General features: G+C 72.8%; 17 protein-coding genes. 9 read left to right on the top strand and 8 right to left on the bottom strand.

Annotated elements, in window-relative coordinates; translation table 11 throughout:
* The first annotated feature begins 56 nt into the window (after window positions 1-56).
* Entirely contained in the window at window positions 57-464 is a 408-nt protein-coding gene (locus HNP84_RS33785) for a RidA family protein (protein ID WP_185054050.1), read from the top strand.
* A 181-nt stretch (window positions 465-645) separates the two neighbouring features.
* On the opposite strand, the gene HNP84_RS33780 is transcribed toward HNP84_RS33785, so the two are convergent.
* Together HNP84_RS33780 and HNP84_RS33775 are read right to left on the bottom strand one after the other, a co-directional pair.
* Window positions 646-1,050, bottom strand: coding sequence for an RNHCP domain-containing protein (locus HNP84_RS33780; protein WP_185054048.1), 405 nt, complete (start codon window positions 1,048-1,050; stop codon window positions 646-648).
* Between the two features lie 29 nt (window positions 1,051-1,079).
* On the bottom strand, window positions 1,080-1,439 hold the full coding sequence (locus HNP84_RS33775) for an RNHCP domain-containing protein (protein ID WP_312926382.1): 360 nt from the start codon (window positions 1,437-1,439) through the stop codon (window positions 1,080-1,082).
* Between the two features lie 418 nt (window positions 1,440-1,857).
* On the opposite strand from HNP84_RS33775, the gene HNP84_RS33770 reads away from it, so the two are divergent.
* Window positions 1,858-2,682, top strand: a complete 825-nt coding sequence (locus HNP84_RS33770) for a hypothetical protein (RefSeq protein ID WP_185054046.1) — start codon at window positions 1,858-1,860, stop codon at window positions 2,680-2,682.
* Between the two features lie 11 nt (window positions 2,683-2,693).
* On the opposite strand, the gene HNP84_RS33765 is transcribed toward HNP84_RS33770, so the two are convergent.
* Entirely contained in the window at window positions 2,694-3,428 is a 735-nt protein-coding gene (locus tag HNP84_RS33765; RefSeq protein ID WP_185054044.1) for a TetR/AcrR family transcriptional regulator, read from the bottom strand.
* An 82-nt stretch (window positions 3,429-3,510) separates the two neighbouring features.
* On the opposite strand from HNP84_RS33765, the gene HNP84_RS33760 reads away from it, so the two are divergent.
* The gene (locus HNP84_RS33760) at window positions 3,511-5,139 is read left to right on the top strand and encodes an ATP-binding cassette domain-containing protein (RefSeq protein WP_185054042.1); all 1,629 of its coding nucleotides are present in this window, start codon (window positions 3,511-3,513) and stop codon (window positions 5,137-5,139) included.
* Between the two features lie 223 nt (window positions 5,140-5,362).
* On the opposite strand, the gene HNP84_RS33755 is transcribed toward HNP84_RS33760, so the two are convergent.
* Together HNP84_RS33755 and HNP84_RS33750 are read right to left on the bottom strand one after the other, a co-directional pair.
* Complete coding sequence (locus HNP84_RS33755; protein WP_185054040.1) at window positions 5,363-6,289, bottom strand: hypothetical protein; 927 nt, start codon at window positions 6,287-6,289, stop codon at window positions 5,363-5,365.
* Between the two features lie 109 nt (window positions 6,290-6,398).
* Window positions 6,399-6,860 (bottom strand): MarR family winged helix-turn-helix transcriptional regulator, encoded by a 462-nt coding sequence (locus HNP84_RS33750; RefSeq protein WP_185054038.1) that lies wholly within the window; start codon window positions 6,858-6,860, stop codon window positions 6,399-6,401.
* Window positions 6,861-6,923: 63 nt separating this feature from the next.
* Here HNP84_RS33750 and HNP84_RS33745 point away from each other — a divergent pair, with 63 nt between their 5' ends.
* Complete coding sequence (locus HNP84_RS33745) at window positions 6,924-7,682, top strand: SDR family NAD(P)-dependent oxidoreductase (RefSeq protein WP_185054036.1); 759 nt, start codon at window positions 6,924-6,926, stop codon at window positions 7,680-7,682.
* A gap of 117 nt (window positions 7,683-7,799) precedes the next feature.
* Here HNP84_RS33745 and HNP84_RS33740 read toward each other — a convergent pair whose 3' ends face one another.
* Together HNP84_RS33740 and HNP84_RS33735 are read right to left on the bottom strand one after the other, a co-directional pair.
* The gene (locus HNP84_RS33740) at window positions 7,800-8,600 is read right to left on the bottom strand and encodes an IclR family transcriptional regulator domain-containing protein (protein WP_185054034.1); all 801 of its coding nucleotides are present in this window, start codon (window positions 8,598-8,600) and stop codon (window positions 7,800-7,802) included.
* 205 nt (window positions 8,601-8,805) lie between these two features.
* Window positions 8,806-10,254: an amidohydrolase family protein gene (locus HNP84_RS33735; protein ID WP_185054033.1), complete on the bottom strand. Its 1,449-nt coding sequence runs from the start codon at window positions 10,252-10,254 to the stop codon at window positions 8,806-8,808.
* A gap of 250 nt (window positions 10,255-10,504) precedes the next feature.
* Here HNP84_RS33735 and HNP84_RS33730 point away from each other — a divergent pair, with 250 nt between their 5' ends.
* From HNP84_RS33730 to HNP84_RS51470, 5 genes are all read left to right on the top strand, one after another.
* Window positions 10,505-11,692 (top strand): CaiB/BaiF CoA transferase family protein, encoded by a 1,188-nt coding sequence (locus HNP84_RS33730; protein WP_185054031.1) that lies wholly within the window; start codon window positions 10,505-10,507, stop codon window positions 11,690-11,692.
* The gene (locus tag HNP84_RS33725) at window positions 11,685-12,518 is read left to right on the top strand and encodes a citryl-CoA lyase (RefSeq protein WP_185054028.1); all 834 of its coding nucleotides are present in this window, start codon (window positions 11,685-11,687) and stop codon (window positions 12,516-12,518) included. The genes HNP84_RS33730 and HNP84_RS33725 overlap by 8 nt, the downstream gene beginning before the upstream one ends.
* Window positions 12,511-13,374 carry a DODA-type extradiol aromatic ring-opening family dioxygenase gene (locus HNP84_RS33720; RefSeq protein WP_185054026.1) on the top strand — a complete coding sequence of 288 codons (864 nt, stop codon included), beginning with the start codon at window positions 12,511-12,513 and terminating at the stop codon, window positions 13,372-13,374. Before HNP84_RS33725 ends, HNP84_RS33720 begins: the two co-directional genes overlap by 8 nt.
* Before the next feature lie 40 nt (window positions 13,375-13,414).
* Complete coding sequence (locus HNP84_RS33715) at window positions 13,415-13,777, top strand: hypothetical protein (protein WP_185054025.1); 363 nt, start codon at window positions 13,415-13,417, stop codon at window positions 13,775-13,777.
* A 369-nt stretch (window positions 13,778-14,146) separates the two neighbouring features.
* Entirely contained in the window at window positions 14,147-14,740 is a 594-nt protein-coding gene (locus tag HNP84_RS51470; RefSeq protein WP_221337076.1) for a zinc-binding dehydrogenase, read from the top strand.
* Between the two features lie 19 nt (window positions 14,741-14,759).
* Here HNP84_RS51470 and HNP84_RS33705 read toward each other — a convergent pair whose 3' ends face one another.
* Window positions 14,760-15,209, bottom strand: a complete 450-nt coding sequence (locus HNP84_RS33705; protein WP_185054023.1) for an Lrp/AsnC family transcriptional regulator — start codon at window positions 15,207-15,209, stop codon at window positions 14,760-14,762.
* Between the last annotated feature and the right edge of the window lie 48 nt (window positions 15,210-15,257).

The following is a 15,257-nucleotide window of genomic DNA, read 5'->3' as shown; positions in this document are numbered from 1 at the left end:
ATGCTATGTTTTCCCCGGCGTTTCGAGTCCGCAGCTTCCCGCGACAAGGAGTAGTCATGGCAGTCACATTGGTGAACCCCGACGGGTTGCCGAAACCCGAGGTCTACCGGCAACTGTCGATCGCCACCGGATCGAAGCTGGTGTTCCTCGCCGGGCAGGTCGCCCGCGACGCCGAGGGCCGCAAGGTCGGCGAAGGCGACCTGGCCGCCCAGGTCGAGCAGGCCTACCTCAACATCGGCACCGCCCTGGCCGGGATCGGCGGCTCCTTCGACGACGTGGCGAAACTGACCGTCTACGTCGTGGACTGGAAGCCGGAGAAGATGCCCCTGCTGGGCGAGGGCATCTCGCGGGCGGCCGCGAGGCTGGGGATCGACCCGGTCAAGCCGATCACGCTGCTGGGCGTCGCCGCGCTGGGGGAGCCCGACCTTCTGGTCGAGGTCGAGGCCACCGCGGTCATCGACTGACGGCTCAGGCGCGGCGTGCCCGCGACATGCCACCGCCGCGCGGGCACGCATGTGGCACGACGCCTGCGACGTGCCGCCGTGCGGGCAAGCCATGCGCGCCGCCTGTCGAGTCACGTGCCCGCCGCGCGACCATGACAGCGCCCGTACGAGCGCTGTCATGGTCGCCGCCCGGCGCCCCCGGCTACAGCGCCAGCAGCGCGCCGAGGCGCAGGCGGTCGCCGGACAGCGGCCTGACCGCCATGCGCAGCAGGACCAGGGCGTTGTCGTCTCCCGCGATGCGGTTGGCGCTCAGCTCGCCGCACGCCTGGCACTGGTGGATGATCAGCCATTCACCGTCGCCCCGGACCGTCACGCCGACCGCGGCCATGCGGCCGTGGCAGCTCGCGCGCCGGTCGCCGGGGATCCTGCGGTCCAGGTGCAGGCTGGTCAGGCAGTGCGGGCAGTGGTTGCGGTGGGCCGTGCCCGGCGCGGCCAGCGGCACGTCCAGCCGGCAGCCGACGCAGCGGAACGTCTCCCGGCCCCGGCCGTCCGGAGTCCGGTCCTTGGGCCGCTGCGGCCGGCGCGGGTGCGGCTTTCTGCGTGGCATCGTCGTGTCCCCCCTCTCGTGCCGGCGGCTCACAGGTCGCCGAAGGATTCGAGCGGGAACGGCGGCTGGGCGAGGGGGCGCACGGCCATCCGCATCAGGATGAGCTGGTTGTCATCGCCGCTGATGGGATTGGACGTCAGCTCGCCGCAGCGCGCGCACCGATGGATGATCATCCATTCGCCGCTGCGGAGCACCGCGATGGAGATCGGCGCCATCCGCGAGCCGCACTGCGACGGCCCGCCCTCCACCCGGTCCAGGACGTGCCGGGAGTGCAGGCAGCTCGGGCAGTGGTTGCGCCTGCCGCCGTCGGGCGCGAACGCGGTCACGGTCAGGCCGCATCGTACGCAGTCGAAGGTCTCGGTTCTGGTGATGGAACGGTTGTCGGACACCTGAGTGGCTCCTTGCCGGATCGTCGTGGAAAGACAGCAAGGAAGCGTCGAGCGGGCCTCGGGGCACGGCCGCGACCGGCACCGGCCGCGTCACGGCACGACGGCATGCCGGAAGGGCACGACGGCGTACGGGTGCGGCGGCATGCCGGAGCACCGGCCCGCAGGCCGATGCGCATGAGTGCGTCAGCGGTGGTTCAGGCCCAAGGGGCGAGGCACACTCGACGCTGACCCGGGCATCAACTCACAGCCTTCCAGGGCACGACGGCCCGACGTTGGAATCCGACACGACGCCGCCGAGCGTAACAGCGGGGTCCGCGCCTCGGCCAGCGGTTTTCCGCCGGCCCCGGCCCCTCGCGCGTGCCGGGGAAAGCTGGAAATCTACATTGTAAAGGCGCCCGCTCGCTGCACCATCGAGAGCATGGACGCATCCGGATACGAAGCCCTCATGGCCGAGTACGCCGAGATCGAACGGCTGCTGTACACGCCGGCCGTCCTGCGAGACCACCGGCTGGGCCGCAGGCTGCGCCGGCAGATGGAGGCCATGGAGGCGCTCGTGTTCGACGGCTCCGCGCAGCGCTGGGACCCCTATGACCCGTACGACGCGGTGATCGTGGTCGAGCCGCTCCGGGAGCCGGGCGAACCGGCGCCGGCCTGGCCGGTCGCGCCGGGCATCGTCATGCGGTCCTGCCGCGAGCACGCCGCCCGGCTCGGCTGGCGGACCGTGCCCCTCGACGGCGAGTCGGCCGTGGCGGTGCACGCGGGCGAGAGCGGTGCCGGGGCCTGGTCGGTGTTCAAACGGCTGGGCGGGGTCCACGCGTTCTTCGACCCGTACGCCGCGCCGGAGGAGCCCGGCCGGGCCGATGAGCGGGCCGATGAGCGGGTCGAGGTGCGGGTCTGGCCCGACGATGGCGGTCCCGCGGAACTGCCCGGCGCGCCGGAGGACTGGCGGGAAGAGGTCTACTGCCGGCGGGGACCGTCATGCGGGGGCGAGCCGGATTCGGCGGTCTGGATCACCCATGTCCCGTCCGGGCGGCGGGTGCGCGGACGCGATCACCGGCGGCCCGGGAAGGTCTCGGCCGGCCGTGCCAACGCCCCCCGGCTGATGCGGGCGCTGCTGCTCGCCGACGGCGTCGGCCCGGGGGAGCCCGCGTACGCGTACGTCCGGCCGCCCGCCGAGCCAGCGGGCCGCCATGCTCTGTGGGGCCCGTCGTCGTTCGACGTGGAGCGGATCGTGTCCCGCTGACGCGGGCCGCCTCACGCGGGCGCGGCGCCGTCGGCGCCGGCGATCGTGGCCTGGATGCCGTCGAGCAGCCAGGTCAGGCCGAGCGCGAAGGTGGTGTCCCAGTCGTCGCCCGCGACGAACGGGCCGTGGGCGGCGAGGGCCGGGTAGCGGTCCCGGTTGGCGTGCACATGCTCCCGGGCGGCATGCTCGACCTCCCGCTCGGTGGTGGTGAGCCAGGTGGACTCCATCAGCGCGGAGCCGATGACGTAGTTGGACAGCCCGTACGCCGCGGCGGTGAGGTGGGGTTCGATGACGCCGGCCTCCAGGAGGGTGGCGTACAGGAACTCGCTGCGGGCCAGGACGTTGGGGCCCAGCATGGGACGGCCCAGCAGCGCCGCCGACCAGGGATGCCGCAGCAGGGTCGCCCGCCATCCGTTGATCAGCGCGGTGACGTCGGCGCGCCATCCTCCCTCGCCCCGCCGCGGGACGGCGACCTCGGCGAAGATCGTGTCGAGGGCGAGGTCGAGCACGTCGTCCTTGGTCTTCACGTGCCAGTACAGCGTGGTGGAGCCGGTGCCGAGCCGTTCGGCCAGGCGGCGCATGGTCAGCCGGTCGGCCCCCTCGGCGTCCAGGAGGGCCACGGCCTCCTCGACGATCCGGTCGCGGCTGAGCGGCGGGGCGTCGCGCCCCGCCCGCCCGGATGGCCGCAGCCACACGTCTCCTGCCGCTGGGCGGCGCGTCGCCGATTTCGCCTTGCTCGTGTCCACGGCGGTGAGTCTAGTATGGCGATCGGGCACCGGATCATTGATCCGGTCTCCAGAACACCGATCGAGAGGTGGGGGTGGCGCCGTGGCGGGACATGTCGAGGTGGACCGGCTGACCTACGTGCTGCCGGACGGGCCGCTGCTCCTGCACGAGGTGTCGTTCCGCGTCGGCGACGGGGTCAAGGCCGGGCTGGTGGGGCCGAACGGCGCGGGCAAGACCACCCTGCTCCGCCTGATCGCCGGGGATCTGCGGCCGGAGGACGGCCGAGTGGTCTCCTCGGGCGGGCTGGGGGTGATGCGGCAGTTCATCGGCGGCATCCGCGATGACCGGACCCTGCACGACCTGCTGCTGTCGGTGGCGCCCGGCCGGGTCCGCGCCGCCGCGTCCGCCCTGGCGGGAGCGGAGGCCGCGCTCGCCGCCCGCGACGACGAGACGACGCAGCTCGCGTACGCGCAGGCCATCGCCGACTACACCGACGCCGGCGGCTACGACATGGAGGTCGTCTGGGACACCTGCGCCACGGCGGCCCTGGGCCTGCCCTACGAGGAGGTCCGAGACCGTCCGGTGAACACCCTGTCGGGAGGGGAGCAGAAACGCCTGGTCCTGGAGGCCCTGCTGCGCGGCCCCGACGAGGTCCTGCTGCTGGACGAGCCGGACAACTACCTGGACGTGCCCGGCAAGCAGTGGCTGGAGGCCCGGTTGCGGGCCACCGGCAAAACGGTCCTGCTGGTCTCCCACGACCGGTGGCTTCTCGCGAACGTCGCCGACCGGATCGTGACCGTGGAGGATCGGGGCGTCTGGGTGCACGGCGGCGGCTTCGCCTCCTATGCCAGGGCCCGCGAGGAGCGCATCGCCCGGCTGGAGGAGCGGCGCCGGCGCTGGAACGAGGAGCACGCCAAGCTCAGGCAGTTGGTGCACACCTTGCGGCAGACCGCGGCCAACAACGACGCGGTGTCCTCGGCCTACCGGGCCGCGCGCACCCGGCTGAGCCGCTTCGAGGAGGCCGGCCCGCCGCAGCGCCCGCCCAGGCCGCAGAACGTGCGGATGCGGCTGCGTGGCGGCCGTACCGGCAAACGGGCCGTCATCTGCGAGAACCTGGAGCTCGTCGGGCTGATGCGGCCGTTCGGCACCGAGATCTGGTACGGCGAGCGCGTCGGGGTGCTCGGCTCCAACGGCTCGGGCAAGTCCCAGTTCCTGCGTCTGCTGGAACAGGCCGCCGACGGCGCGGTGCCCGCGGTGCCGCACCGCGGTTCGGTGCGGCTGGGAGCACGCGTCGTTCCCGGCCGGTTCGTGCAGACCCACACCCGGCCCGATCTGCACGGCCGCACCCCGGCCGAGCTGGTCATGACCGGTCACGCGCTCACCTTGAACGAGGCGATGGCCGCCCTGGCCCGCTACGAGCTCGCCCCCGCCGCCGGCCGGCGCTTCGAGAGCCTGTCGGGCGGCCAGCAGGCCCGGCTGCAGATCCTGCTGCTGGAGCTGTCCGGCGCCACGTTGCTGCTGCTGGACGAGCCCACCGACAACCTGGACCTGGCCAGTGCCGAGGCCCTGCAGCAGGGCCTGGCCTCCTTCTCCGGCACGGTGCTGGCCGTCACCCACGACCGCTGGTTCGCCGCCGACTTCGACCGTTTCCTGATCTTCGGAGCCGACGGGAGCGTCTACGAGAGCGACGAGCCGGTCTGGCACGAGGGCCGGGTCGAACGCCCGCGTTGAGCCCACGGCCGATCAAGGCGAGGCGGCGGTCGCACCACCCGGCCGGGCCTGATCACGGGACCGGGCGAGGCCGCCGAGTGCGACACCCGCCTCCGCACTGGTTCGGCCCCGCCGGCGACTCCCCGGCGGAGGTGCTCAACCTGTCCGGCCGCCAGGGCAGAGCGCATGCACGTCCGCGCCAAGCCCCGCTCCCGGCAGCGGGCGGCCTCCCCGCCGTGAGCCCCTACTCCAGGTCGGGCAGCCGGTGCGCCCTGGCCAGGGCGGATTTGAGGTCCAGCACGAGGTCTTTGACGACCTGGAGCACGGCGGCCGTCATGGGCAGCGCCACGGCCCACTCGACCGCGGCGACCCCTGCGCCGTACAGATCGGCGTAGGCGGCCAGCGTCGCCGGTATCGAGGTCAGCAGCAGCAGAGCCGCGAACCACACCCGGCCGCCGAGGGCCGACCCCGCCCGGGGCAGCCTCAGCGCGATCGACTCGCTGCGCACGTTCCAGGGCCTGCGCAGCACCTGGAAGGACTCCAGCGTCTCCCACATCCGGCGGTTGGTGCTCCATCCGATGCCGGTCGCGGTGACCAGCAACGTCGTCACGGCGAGCCACATGCTGACGTCCGTAATGAGGTGGTAGCCCCAGGCGCAGGCCAGCGTCGTGGCCGGCAGGAAGCCGCCCCACAGCAGGAGGAGGCCGAACCCCCGCGGCCGGAGGATGCCGCACTCCCACAGGTGCAGATGCACGGCGATGTGCAGGGACAGCACCGAGACGGCCCAGGCGAGCGGCACCGCGCCGAGCAGGACGGCCTCGGGCTCGGGATACACCTCGGCCCACGAGGGGACGTGGTCCCCCGCGCCGCCCAGGGCGAAGGCGGCGACGTTCCCGACCACCGGGCTGCACGCCAGCATGAGGTAGACACCCGGGAACACGGGCAGCGACGGGTAGGCGACACCACGCCGCATGTCCCGGGATTCGAGGAGCATCGAGAAGAACAGCGCCACCCTTTCGCCGTCCGGGTCCGGCATGGGCGACCGGAGGGAGCGCACCATGCCGGGGGCGATGTGCAGCAGCCCGCGCAGCGCCTGCGCGCTGAGCATGAACGGCTGGAGGAACTGCGCCAGCCCTGCCAGGACGGCTGCCAGCGCCGGCCACCACCCCATGAGCACGCCTCCGTCGCCGAGAGTGATGACATGGTCGCACACGGCTCTCGTGCGCGTCCTCGCATCTCCCCGGCGGCATGGCGGGCGACCCGGCTCCTGGCCGCCCGTGTCACTCCTCGGCCAGGACGGCTTCGCCGACCAGGCGGCGCAGCCGGTCGTTGGCCTGCTCCAGGGTCGAGACCGCGATCTCGCGCTGCTCGTCGCTCGCGCCGCCCATCGTCTCCTCGGCGAGTTCCGTCCACACCTGTTCGATGCGGGGCACCAGCTCGTGGCCGGCGTCGGTGACCACGATGCGCACCTGGCGGCGGTCGCCGGGGACCCGCTCGCGCCGGAACCAGCCGCCGCCCTCCAGCCGGCTCAGGCTGCGGGTCGCGGTGGGCGGCTCGATGCCCAGCCGCCCCGCCAGCTCCGAGACCGTCATGCCGCCGGGCTCCTGGGCGAGCAGCCACAACAGCACGTCCTGTCCGGGATGCAGCCCGAGCGCCTCCAGCTTGCGCGCCTTCGCGGTGCGGTAGAGCTTGCTCATCTTGTTCAGCGCCCGGTTGACGCGCATCACTTCACTGGCATCCACGGCGCCCATCCTACAGATGTATAGTCGGCTAATAGATAGCCGACTAATTATTGGAGGCATTGGATGGATCTCGGACTTCAGGGCCGGGTCGTGCTGGTCACCGGGGCCTCGGGCGACATCGGCCGGGCGGTCGCGCGGGCGTACGCGGAGGAGGGCGCGTACGTCGCGGCGTCCTGGCACCGTAACGAGGAGCGGGCGCGGGCCCTCGTCGAGTCGATCGAGCGGGCGGGCGGCACGGGCATGACGCTGCGGATCGACCAGCGCGACCGCGACTCGGCGCGGCAGGCGGTGCGCCGGGTCGAAGGCGAGCTCGGCGGTGTCGCGGTCCTGGTCGCCAACGCGGTCTCCTGGCCGGACCGGGCGCCGGAGACGTGGGACTCGCTGGCCGACGGCTTCACCGCGAACGCGGTCGGCACGCTGGCGCTCATCGACGCCGTGCTGCCCGGCATGCGGGACGCCGGGTGGGGACGTGTGGTGATCATCTCGTCCGACGTGGTGGATCAGCCCATACCCGCGGGCGTGGTGTACCCGGCCGCCAAGGGCGCACTGGAGACGGCCGCGAAGGTGCTCGCCGTGCGCGAAGCCGAGCATGGCGTCCTCACCAACGTCGTACGGCCCGGCTTCACCCTCACCGAGCGGGCGCTGACCTCTCCCGGGTTCGGACAGCGGGCCATCGACGCCGAGGCGGCGAAGACCCCCACGCGCCGCATCTGCACCCCCGAGGACGTCGCCTCCGCGGTCGCCTATCTCGGCTCGGCCGCGAACGGCCATGTCAACGGCGAGGTCGTGTCGGTGGCCGGAGGCCGGCACCTGACGCGCTAGCGAACGTCACGCCGCCGGTGCCGTCGCTCTCCCGTGCGATCTCCGCCGCCGGCCGGAGGGCGACGGCTCCTGCCGTGTGGCGTACCGCGCGGATTCCTCTGCGGGGAAGCCGGCGGGTCAGGAGGCGGTGACCTGGGGGACGGTTTCGTACAGCGCCCAGTCGGCGCTGATGGCGCCGGCGGTCTTGAGCAGGAGGGGGAGGTATTCCTCGGTCAGCTTCGCCACCGAGGTCTCGGCGGCGTGGGCGTTGACGTTCACCGCGGCGATGACGTTGCCGAGCCCGTCGCGCAGGGGGGCCGCGACGGAGCGGATGCCCAGGGCGAGCTCCTCGTCGGTCAGGGCCCAGCCGCGGGCGCGCACCGCGCGCAGGGCCGCCTCGCGCTCCTCGGCGCCCGGACGCCAGCGGGGCTCGATGCCCGAGCGGCTGGGCTCGGCCAGCACGCGCTCGACCTCCTCGGGCGGGAGGGCGGCCAGCAGGACCTTGCCCAGGGAGGTCTGCAGCGCGGGGAAACGGGTGCCGATCTGCACCGACAGGGTGACGATCTTGGGGACCGCCACCCGGGCGACGTACACGATGTCGGAGCCGTCGAGCTGGGCGATCGAGGACGACTCGTTGGTCTGGGCCACAAGGTGCTCCAGGTGTGGCCGGGCGACCTCCCACAGCCCCATCGAGCGCACGTAGGTGACGCCGAGTTCGAGCACCCGCGGGGTGAGCGCGAAGCCGCCGCGCTCGGCCCGCGCGTAGCCCAGGTCCTGCAGCGTGAGCAGGATGCGGCGGGCCGTCGGCCGGGCCAGGCCGGTCGCGGTGGCCACCTCGGTGAGGGACATGACGGGGCGGCCGGGCTGGAACGCCTTGATCACATCGAGGCCGCGGGCCAGCGCCTCGATGAAGTCCGGTCCGGTGTCGGCACGCGCCATGTACGCCCTCTTCCTGGTCTCGCCCGGGTGCGCTCATCCAATTCTGGACGGGGTGGGCGCACCGTTGTCCGCACAGCGGCGGCCGGATGGCCGGGACCGCCCGGCCGCGCCGCCCGCCGCTTCGCCTTCCATCACATCATGCCGGTGCTCCGATGGCGTTACGTCCATGCTTCCGCTGACCACGTTCCGGACGGCTGTCCGTTTGTCATCGGGTGTGGGTGGACGAGCTGCGGTAGTCGGTGTAGGTGTACGGGTTGTCGAGGATCTTGGTGGGCGGGATGTCGGGGTTCATGCCCTTCTCCCAGGCTTCCTCGCCCATGCTGGAGCGCAGGTACTCGACGGTCCGCTCGGCGTCGTGGCGGGCGGCGGCGAGGTCCACGCCGATCAGCCGGTGGTCGTGCTTGACCACGCGGCCGTTCACGATCACCGTGCGCACGTCCCCGCGCTGCGCCTGGAACGCCACGTGGCCGTAGGGGTTGAGCAGCGGGAACGACACCGGCGAGTTCTCGTTCTGGATCAGGACGAGGTCGGCCTTCATGCCCGGCTCGATCCGGCCCAGGTCGGCGTCCCGGCCGATGGCGTGGGCCCCGCCGCGGGTGGCCCACTCCACCACCTGGTCGGCGCGCAGGCTGCAGTGGGTAACGGTCTCGTTCCTGGCGTGCGCCTCCATGTGCTCGCGCGAGCGGTCGGCGCCCAGGGTGGTGCGCATGGCCGAGAACAGGTCGCCGCTCCACCACACGCTGGTGTCCATCGACAGCGACACCGGGATGCCGTGCGCGCGGATCGCCCAGGTGGGCGGGTAGCCCTGGCCGGCGCTCTGCTCGCTCTCGGTGGAGACCGAGATGGAGCCGCCGGTGGCCGCGATGCGGTGGTAGGAGTCGGCCGACAGCGAGGCGGCGTGCACGTACACGGTCTCGGGGGTCATGAAGCCGTGGTCGTACATCAGCTTGATGCCGTCGTCGCCGGTGGCGCCCCACACCCCGGCGTGCGTGGTGACCGCGACGCCCAGCTCGCGGGCCACCTCGAAGGCGGGCTTCTCCGGGAAGGCGGGGTCGCCGGTGACGTCGAAGGCGAGCTGGAAGCCGAGCATGTCGTCGCCGGTGATCCTGCGCGCGACGAAGTCGCGGAACTCCGGCGCGGCCGTCCACTCCGCGGGCGGGCGCTGGATGTTGCCGTAGGCGAGCACGAACCGGCCGGGCACCGAGCGCAGCGCGTCCACGGCGGCGTCGGCGTGCTCTACGGTCTGCAGGCCGTGCGACCAGTCCACGACGGTGGTGACGCCGGCGTCGATCGCCTCGATCGCGGCCAGGACGTTGCCGGCGTGGACGTCCTCGGGCCGGAACAGCTTGCCGTGTTCGAGGTAGTACCACACGAAGTACTGGGTCAGCGTCCAGTCCGCCCCGTAGCCGCGCATGACGGTCTGCCACATGTGCCGGTGGGTGTCGATCATGCCCGGCATGACGATGCCGCCGCTCGCGTCGATTTCCACGGTGCCCTCGGGCGCCTCCAGGCCGGGGCCCACGGCCGCGATCCGGTCGCCGGTCACCAGGACGTCGGCGCCGGCGAGCACCGTGCGCCGCTCGTCCATCGGCAGGACCGTGCCGCCCCGCAGCACCACGGGGCGTCCGGGCTCGAACTGGGTCCGCTCGTTCATCGCTGGCTCCTCACCGACCGGTGCGCGGTGCCGCCGGTTCTCCGAACGACTGTCCGCTGCACGGTCACCTCTGTTCGCCGTTACTCTGATGAGCGCGGGCGCCCCTGTCAAGCGGTCGCTCTCCGGCCGGGACACGGTACGGCCGGTACCGGAGCGGCCGTGCGGACGGGCACTTGACGCCGCCTTCGGATATGCCAGAATCGCGCTTGCGGACAGATGTCCGATGAACGGACTTGGAGGGCGAAGCCGGATGAGACAAGAAGCCGTCACGGAGAGGCCGTCCGGGGGTGGGCCGCTGTCGGGCGTGCTGGTGGCCGACTTCTCCCGCGTCCTGGCCGGCCCGTACGCCACGATGCTGCTGGCCGACATGGGCGCCGACGTCGTCAAGGTCGAGGGCCCGAAGGGCGACGACACCCGCGGCTGGATGCCGCCGACCCGCGGCGAGACCTCGACCTACTACCTCGGCGTCAACCGCGGCAAGCGCTCGATCGCGCTGGACCTGCGCGACGAGGCCGACGCCGCCGTGGCCCGCGAGCTGGCCCGCCGCGCCGACGTGATGATCGAGAACTTCAAGCCGGGCGGGCTGGACAAGTACGGCCTGGGCTACGACGACGTGCGCGCCGCCAACCCCGGCGTCGTGTACGCCTCGATCAGCGGCTTCGGCTCCGGCGCCGGCCGGCACGTGCCGGGCTACGACCTGATGGTGCAGGCCATCTCCGGGCTGATGAGCCTGACCGGCGAGCCCGACGGGCCGCCCTACCGGGCCGGGATCTCGGTCTTCGACGTGATGGCCGGCAACCACGCCGTCATCGGCATCCTCGCCGCGCTGCGCCACCGCGACCGCACCGGCCGCGGGCAGCACGTGGAGGTCAACCTGCTGTCCTCGGCGCTGACCGGCCTGGTCAACCAGAGCAGCGCGTACGTCGCGGGCGGCGTGGTGCCGTTCCGCATGGGCAACGCCCACCCCAGCGTCTTCCCCTACGAGCCGCTGCCCACCGCCGACAACGACATCATCATCGCCGCCGCCAATGACGGCCAGTTCCGCGGGCTGTGCGAGGTGCTGGGCATCCCGGACGTCCCGTCCGACCCGCGCTTCGCGCGCAACGCCGACCGCACCGCCAACCGGGAGGAGCTGCGGCCGATCCTGGAGGAGCGCCTGGCCACCCGCGGCGCGGTGGAGTGGTTCGACCTGCTGGTCGCGGCCGGCGTGCCGTGCGGCCCGATCAACACCATCGACGGCGGGTTCGCCATGGCCGAGCGGTTCGGGCTGGAGCCGATCGTGGAGGTCGGCGAGGGCGAGCGGGCCGTGCCGACGACGCGGCACCCGATCCGCTTCTCCGAGACGCCGGCCGCGTACCGGCTGCCGCCGCCGGAGCTGGACGAGCACGGCGAGGAACTGCGCAAGTGGCTCACCCAGGCGGAGGACGAGCGTGGCTGACCGGCCGGAGTACCCCACCGCGCTGGGCGCCTCGTCGCGGACCTCGATCACGCTGCTCGGCCACGACCTCGCCGAGGACGTGATGGGCGAGGTCGGGTTCGGCGAGCTGGCCTTCTGGCTGGCCACCCAGCGCCGCCCCACGGCGGGCGAGACCCGGGTGTTCGAGGCCGTGCTGGCCGCGCTGGCCGACCACGGGTTCACGCCCACCGCGATCGTCACCCGGCTGACGTACCTGTCGGCGCCCGACTCCGTCCAGGGCGCGCTGGCGGCCGGGCTGCTCGGCGGCGGCTCCCGCTTCCTCGGCGTGACCGAGGACTGCGGCCGGTTCCTGCACGAGGTGCTGCGCTCCCGCGACGGCGCCCTGCCCGCCGACGACGCAGGCTGGGACGCCCTGGCACTGGAGACCGTGCGGGCGCGGCGCGAGGCCCGGCTGTTCATCCCGGGCCTGGGCCACCACGTGCACAAGGACGGCGACCCGCGCACCCCGCGCCTGTTCACCATCGCGGCCGAGGAGGGCCTGTTCGGGCCGCACCTGTCGCTGTTCGCCGCCATCGGCCGGGTCCACCCCCAGGTCCTGGGCCGTACGCTGCCGCTCAACGGCGCCGGCGTGTGCGGCGCGGCCCTGGCCGACCTCGGCCTGCCCATGGAACTGCTGCGCGGCTTCGCCCTGCTCGCCCGCACCGCCGGGCTGATCGGGCAGCTCGCCGAGGAACTGCGCAACCCCGTCGCCAACGACATCTTCCTGTCGGTTGACCTGAACAACCGGTCCGTCGCCCCCGAGCCGTACACCCCCGACATCGACGCCACTGGAGGTTCGCATGGCTGAGCTCGTCGCGGTGATCGCGTCCACCCATCACCCCTTCTACTACCGGGCCAGCACCGCCACCGGCGAGGACCGGCCGCCGTTCGCGGACGAGTGGGTGCGCAAGGTGGAGGCGTTCCGGGAGACCCTGACCAGGGCGCGCCCCGACGTGCTGGTCATGGTGGGTTCGGACCACTTCCACCAGCTCTGGCTGGACAACATGCCGCAGTTCCTCGTCGGCAAGGCGCCCTTCTACGACGCGAACTGGTACAACGAGGAGCGCGAGTTCGGGCTGCCCCGGATGTTCTTCACCGGGCAGGAGGACCTGTCGGCGTACATCCTGCGCGAGGGCCTGGACGCCGGGTTCGACCTGGCCTTCTCCAACGAGCTGCGCATCGACCACTCCATCACGTGCCCGATCATCACGCTGCGCCCGCAGAACGACCTGCCGATCGTGCCTATCTACACCAACATCTTCGCCCCGCCTCTGCCGCAGCCGAAACGGTTCGTGCAGCTCGGGCGGACGATCCGCGAGCTGGTGGAGTCGTGGCCGTCGGACAAGCGGGTGGCGGTCATCGGCACCGGCCACCTGTCGCTGGAGCTCGGCGGGCCGCGCCAGTTCGGGCCGCACGGCCCCGACCCGGAGTTCGACCGCAAGGCCGTGGAGTGGATCTCCTCCGGCGACATCGAGGGCTGCCTGGCCGAGGTGAGCCTGGAGAGCCTGCACCTGCCGGGCAACGCCACGCACGGGTTCATGGACTTCATGCTGATGATGGGCGTCGCGGGCGAGGGCCGCAAGGCCGACTACGTGGACACCTACGATCTGTTCCACACCATGGAGGCGTACTTCACCTGGTACCCGGACGGAGGCCGGCAGTGAGCGAGCGAACCGACGGGCAGGCGCCGGCGAAGGAGGGGCTGTGAGCAAGTATCTGCTGAACAAGTTCCTGTTCACCGTGGACCGCGACCCCGAGCTGGTCGAGCGGTACCGCGAGGACCCGGCCGGCACCGTCACCTGGTGGGAGGCGGAGCGGGCCGGCCAGATCCTCAACTGCCACTCCGGCGAGGCGTCCACCTGGCTGCGCTTCACCGACGAGGAGCGGCGCGCCCTGTCCCAGCACGACCACGTCGCGCTGTTCGAGATGGGCGCCCACCCGTTCCTCACCCTGACGCTGTGGATCGCGATGTTCGAGCGCGACGCCACCGAGCCGCTGGGCATGCAGCTCGACTACGCCCGCGAGCTCGCGCACGTCACCCTGCCCTACCCGGACATCACGACGTGACCATGCGAGCCGCGGAGATCCACACCCCGGGCCGGCCGCCGCGCGTGGCCGAACGCCCCGTGCCCGAGCCGGGCCCGGGGGAGGCGCTGGTCGAGGTCGGCGCCGCCCCGATCACGCCGCTGGACGTGCTGTGCGCCGGCGGCAGGTCCTACTTCGGCGTGCCGCGCACCCCGTACGTGCCGGGCGTGCAGGGGGTGGGCGTGTCCGGCAGCCGGCCGGTGTGGTTCCCCACCTCGGCCGGCATGGCGCCGGGCGACGGCAGCATGGCCGAGTACGCGGTCGTGCCCGCCGCCGATCTGGTCCCGCTGCCCGAGGGCGCCGACCCGGTCGCGGTGGCCGCGCTGGGGGCTGTCCGCCATCGCCGCGCACATGGCGCTGACCTGGCGCGGCGAGCTGGCGGCCGGGGAGCAGGTGCTCGTGCTCGGCGCGGGCGGGGTGGTCGGCCAGGCGGCCGTCCAGCTCGCCCGCATCGCCGGCGCCCGCCGCGTGATCGCGGGGGCGCGCTCCCCGGCGGGCCGCGAGCGCGCCGAGCGGGCCGGCGCCGACGCCGTGGTCACGCTGGACACCGAGGACGTCGCCGAGCTGGCCGAGCGCTTCCGCGCCGTCGCCGCCGGCCCGGTGGACCTGGTGCTCGACCCGCTCTTCGGCGCCCCCGCCGCGGCGGCGGCGCGCACGCTGCGCGCGGGCGGCAGGCTGGTCAACCTGGGCTCCTCGGCCGCCGAGACCTGCCCGATCGACTCCGCGACGATCCGCAGCAGGTCGCTGCGGCTGCTGGGGTACACCAACAACGAGCTGGCCCCCGAGCAGCGCGCCGCGGCGATGACGCTGATCGCCGAGCAGTCGGCCCTGGGCCGGCTGGCGGTCGCGTACGAGGCGGTGCCGCTGAAGGACGCCGAGGCCGCCTGGCGCCGCCAGGCCGACGGCCTGGCCACCGGCAGGATCGTGCTCACCGTCGGCGAGTGAACCACCCGCGCCGCCGGGGTCAGCGGCGCAGCGTCTCGCGGGTCCAGGAGCCGAGCACCATCAGCGTCTTGGTGCCGGTGATGGTGCCCGCGCGGCGCAGGGTGTCGATCACCTGCTGCAGGTGGCCCAGGTCGCGCACCCGCACGTGCATCAGCGCGTCGGGGTCGCCCGCGATGGTGAACACCGCCTGCACCTCGGGGATGTCGGTGGCCGTGCGCACGATCTCGCCGACCGGGGTCGTGCCGGCGTAGCGCAGCTCGACGAACGCCTCGATGCCCCAGCCGAGCTTGGCGTGGTCGATCTGCGCGGTGAAGCCGGTGATCACGCCGAGCTCGCGGAGCCGGTCCACCCGCCGCTTGACCGCGGCCACCGACAAGCCGACCTCGCCGGCCATCTCCGAGAAGGTCCTGCGCCCGTCCTCGCGCAGCAGCCGCAGCACCTTGTGGTCGATGTCGTCTATCTCGGCCATGTGGTTCTCCCCGGTCGCATGCAAGGAACGTTAGCGAGATCGCGCTCT

The sequence above is a fragment of the Thermocatellispora tengchongensis genome (genome assembly GCF_014202315.1).
GTDB lineage: Bacteria > Actinomycetota > Actinomycetes > Streptosporangiales > Streptosporangiaceae > Thermocatellispora > Thermocatellispora tengchongensis.
This window is presented reverse-complemented; position numbering and strand designations above follow the sequence as displayed.

Coding starts and splice junctions, on each gene's coding strand:
- HNP84_RS33785 (WP_185054050.1), top strand. CDS start 57: ATGGCAGTCACATTGGTGAACCCCGACGGGTTGCCGAAACCCGAGGTC.
- HNP84_RS33780 (WP_185054048.1), bottom strand. CDS start 1,050: ATGCCACGCAGAAAGCCGCACCCGCGCCGGCCGCAGCGGCCCAAGGAC.
- HNP84_RS33770 (WP_185054046.1), top strand. CDS start 1,858: ATGGACGCATCCGGATACGAAGCCCTCATGGCCGAGTACGCCGAGATC.
- HNP84_RS33755 (WP_185054040.1), bottom strand. CDS start 6,289: ATGGGGTGGTGGCCGGCGCTGGCAGCCGTCCTGGCAGGGCTGGCGCAG.
- HNP84_RS33745 (WP_185054036.1), top strand. CDS start 6,924: ATGGATCTCGGACTTCAGGGCCGGGTCGTGCTGGTCACCGGGGCCTCG.
- HNP84_RS33740 (WP_185054034.1), bottom strand. CDS start 8,600: ATGGCGCGTGCCGACACCGGACCGGACTTCATCGAGGCGCTGGCCCGC.
- HNP84_RS33735 (WP_185054033.1), bottom strand. CDS start 10,254: ATGAACGAGCGGACCCAGTTCGAGCCCGGACGCCCCGTGGTGCTGCGG.
- HNP84_RS33730 (WP_185054031.1), top strand. CDS start 10,505: ATGAGACAAGAAGCCGTCACGGAGAGGCCGTCCGGGGGTGGGCCGCTG.
- HNP84_RS33720 (WP_185054026.1), top strand. CDS start 12,511: ATGGCTGAGCTCGTCGCGGTGATCGCGTCCACCCATCACCCCTTCTAC.
- HNP84_RS51470 (WP_221337076.1), top strand. CDS start 14,147: ATGGCGCTGACCTGGCGCGGCGAGCTGGCGGCCGGGGAGCAGGTGCTC.
- HNP84_RS33705 (WP_185054023.1), bottom strand. CDS start 15,209: ATGGCCGAGATAGACGACATCGACCACAAGGTGCTGCGGCTGCTGCGC.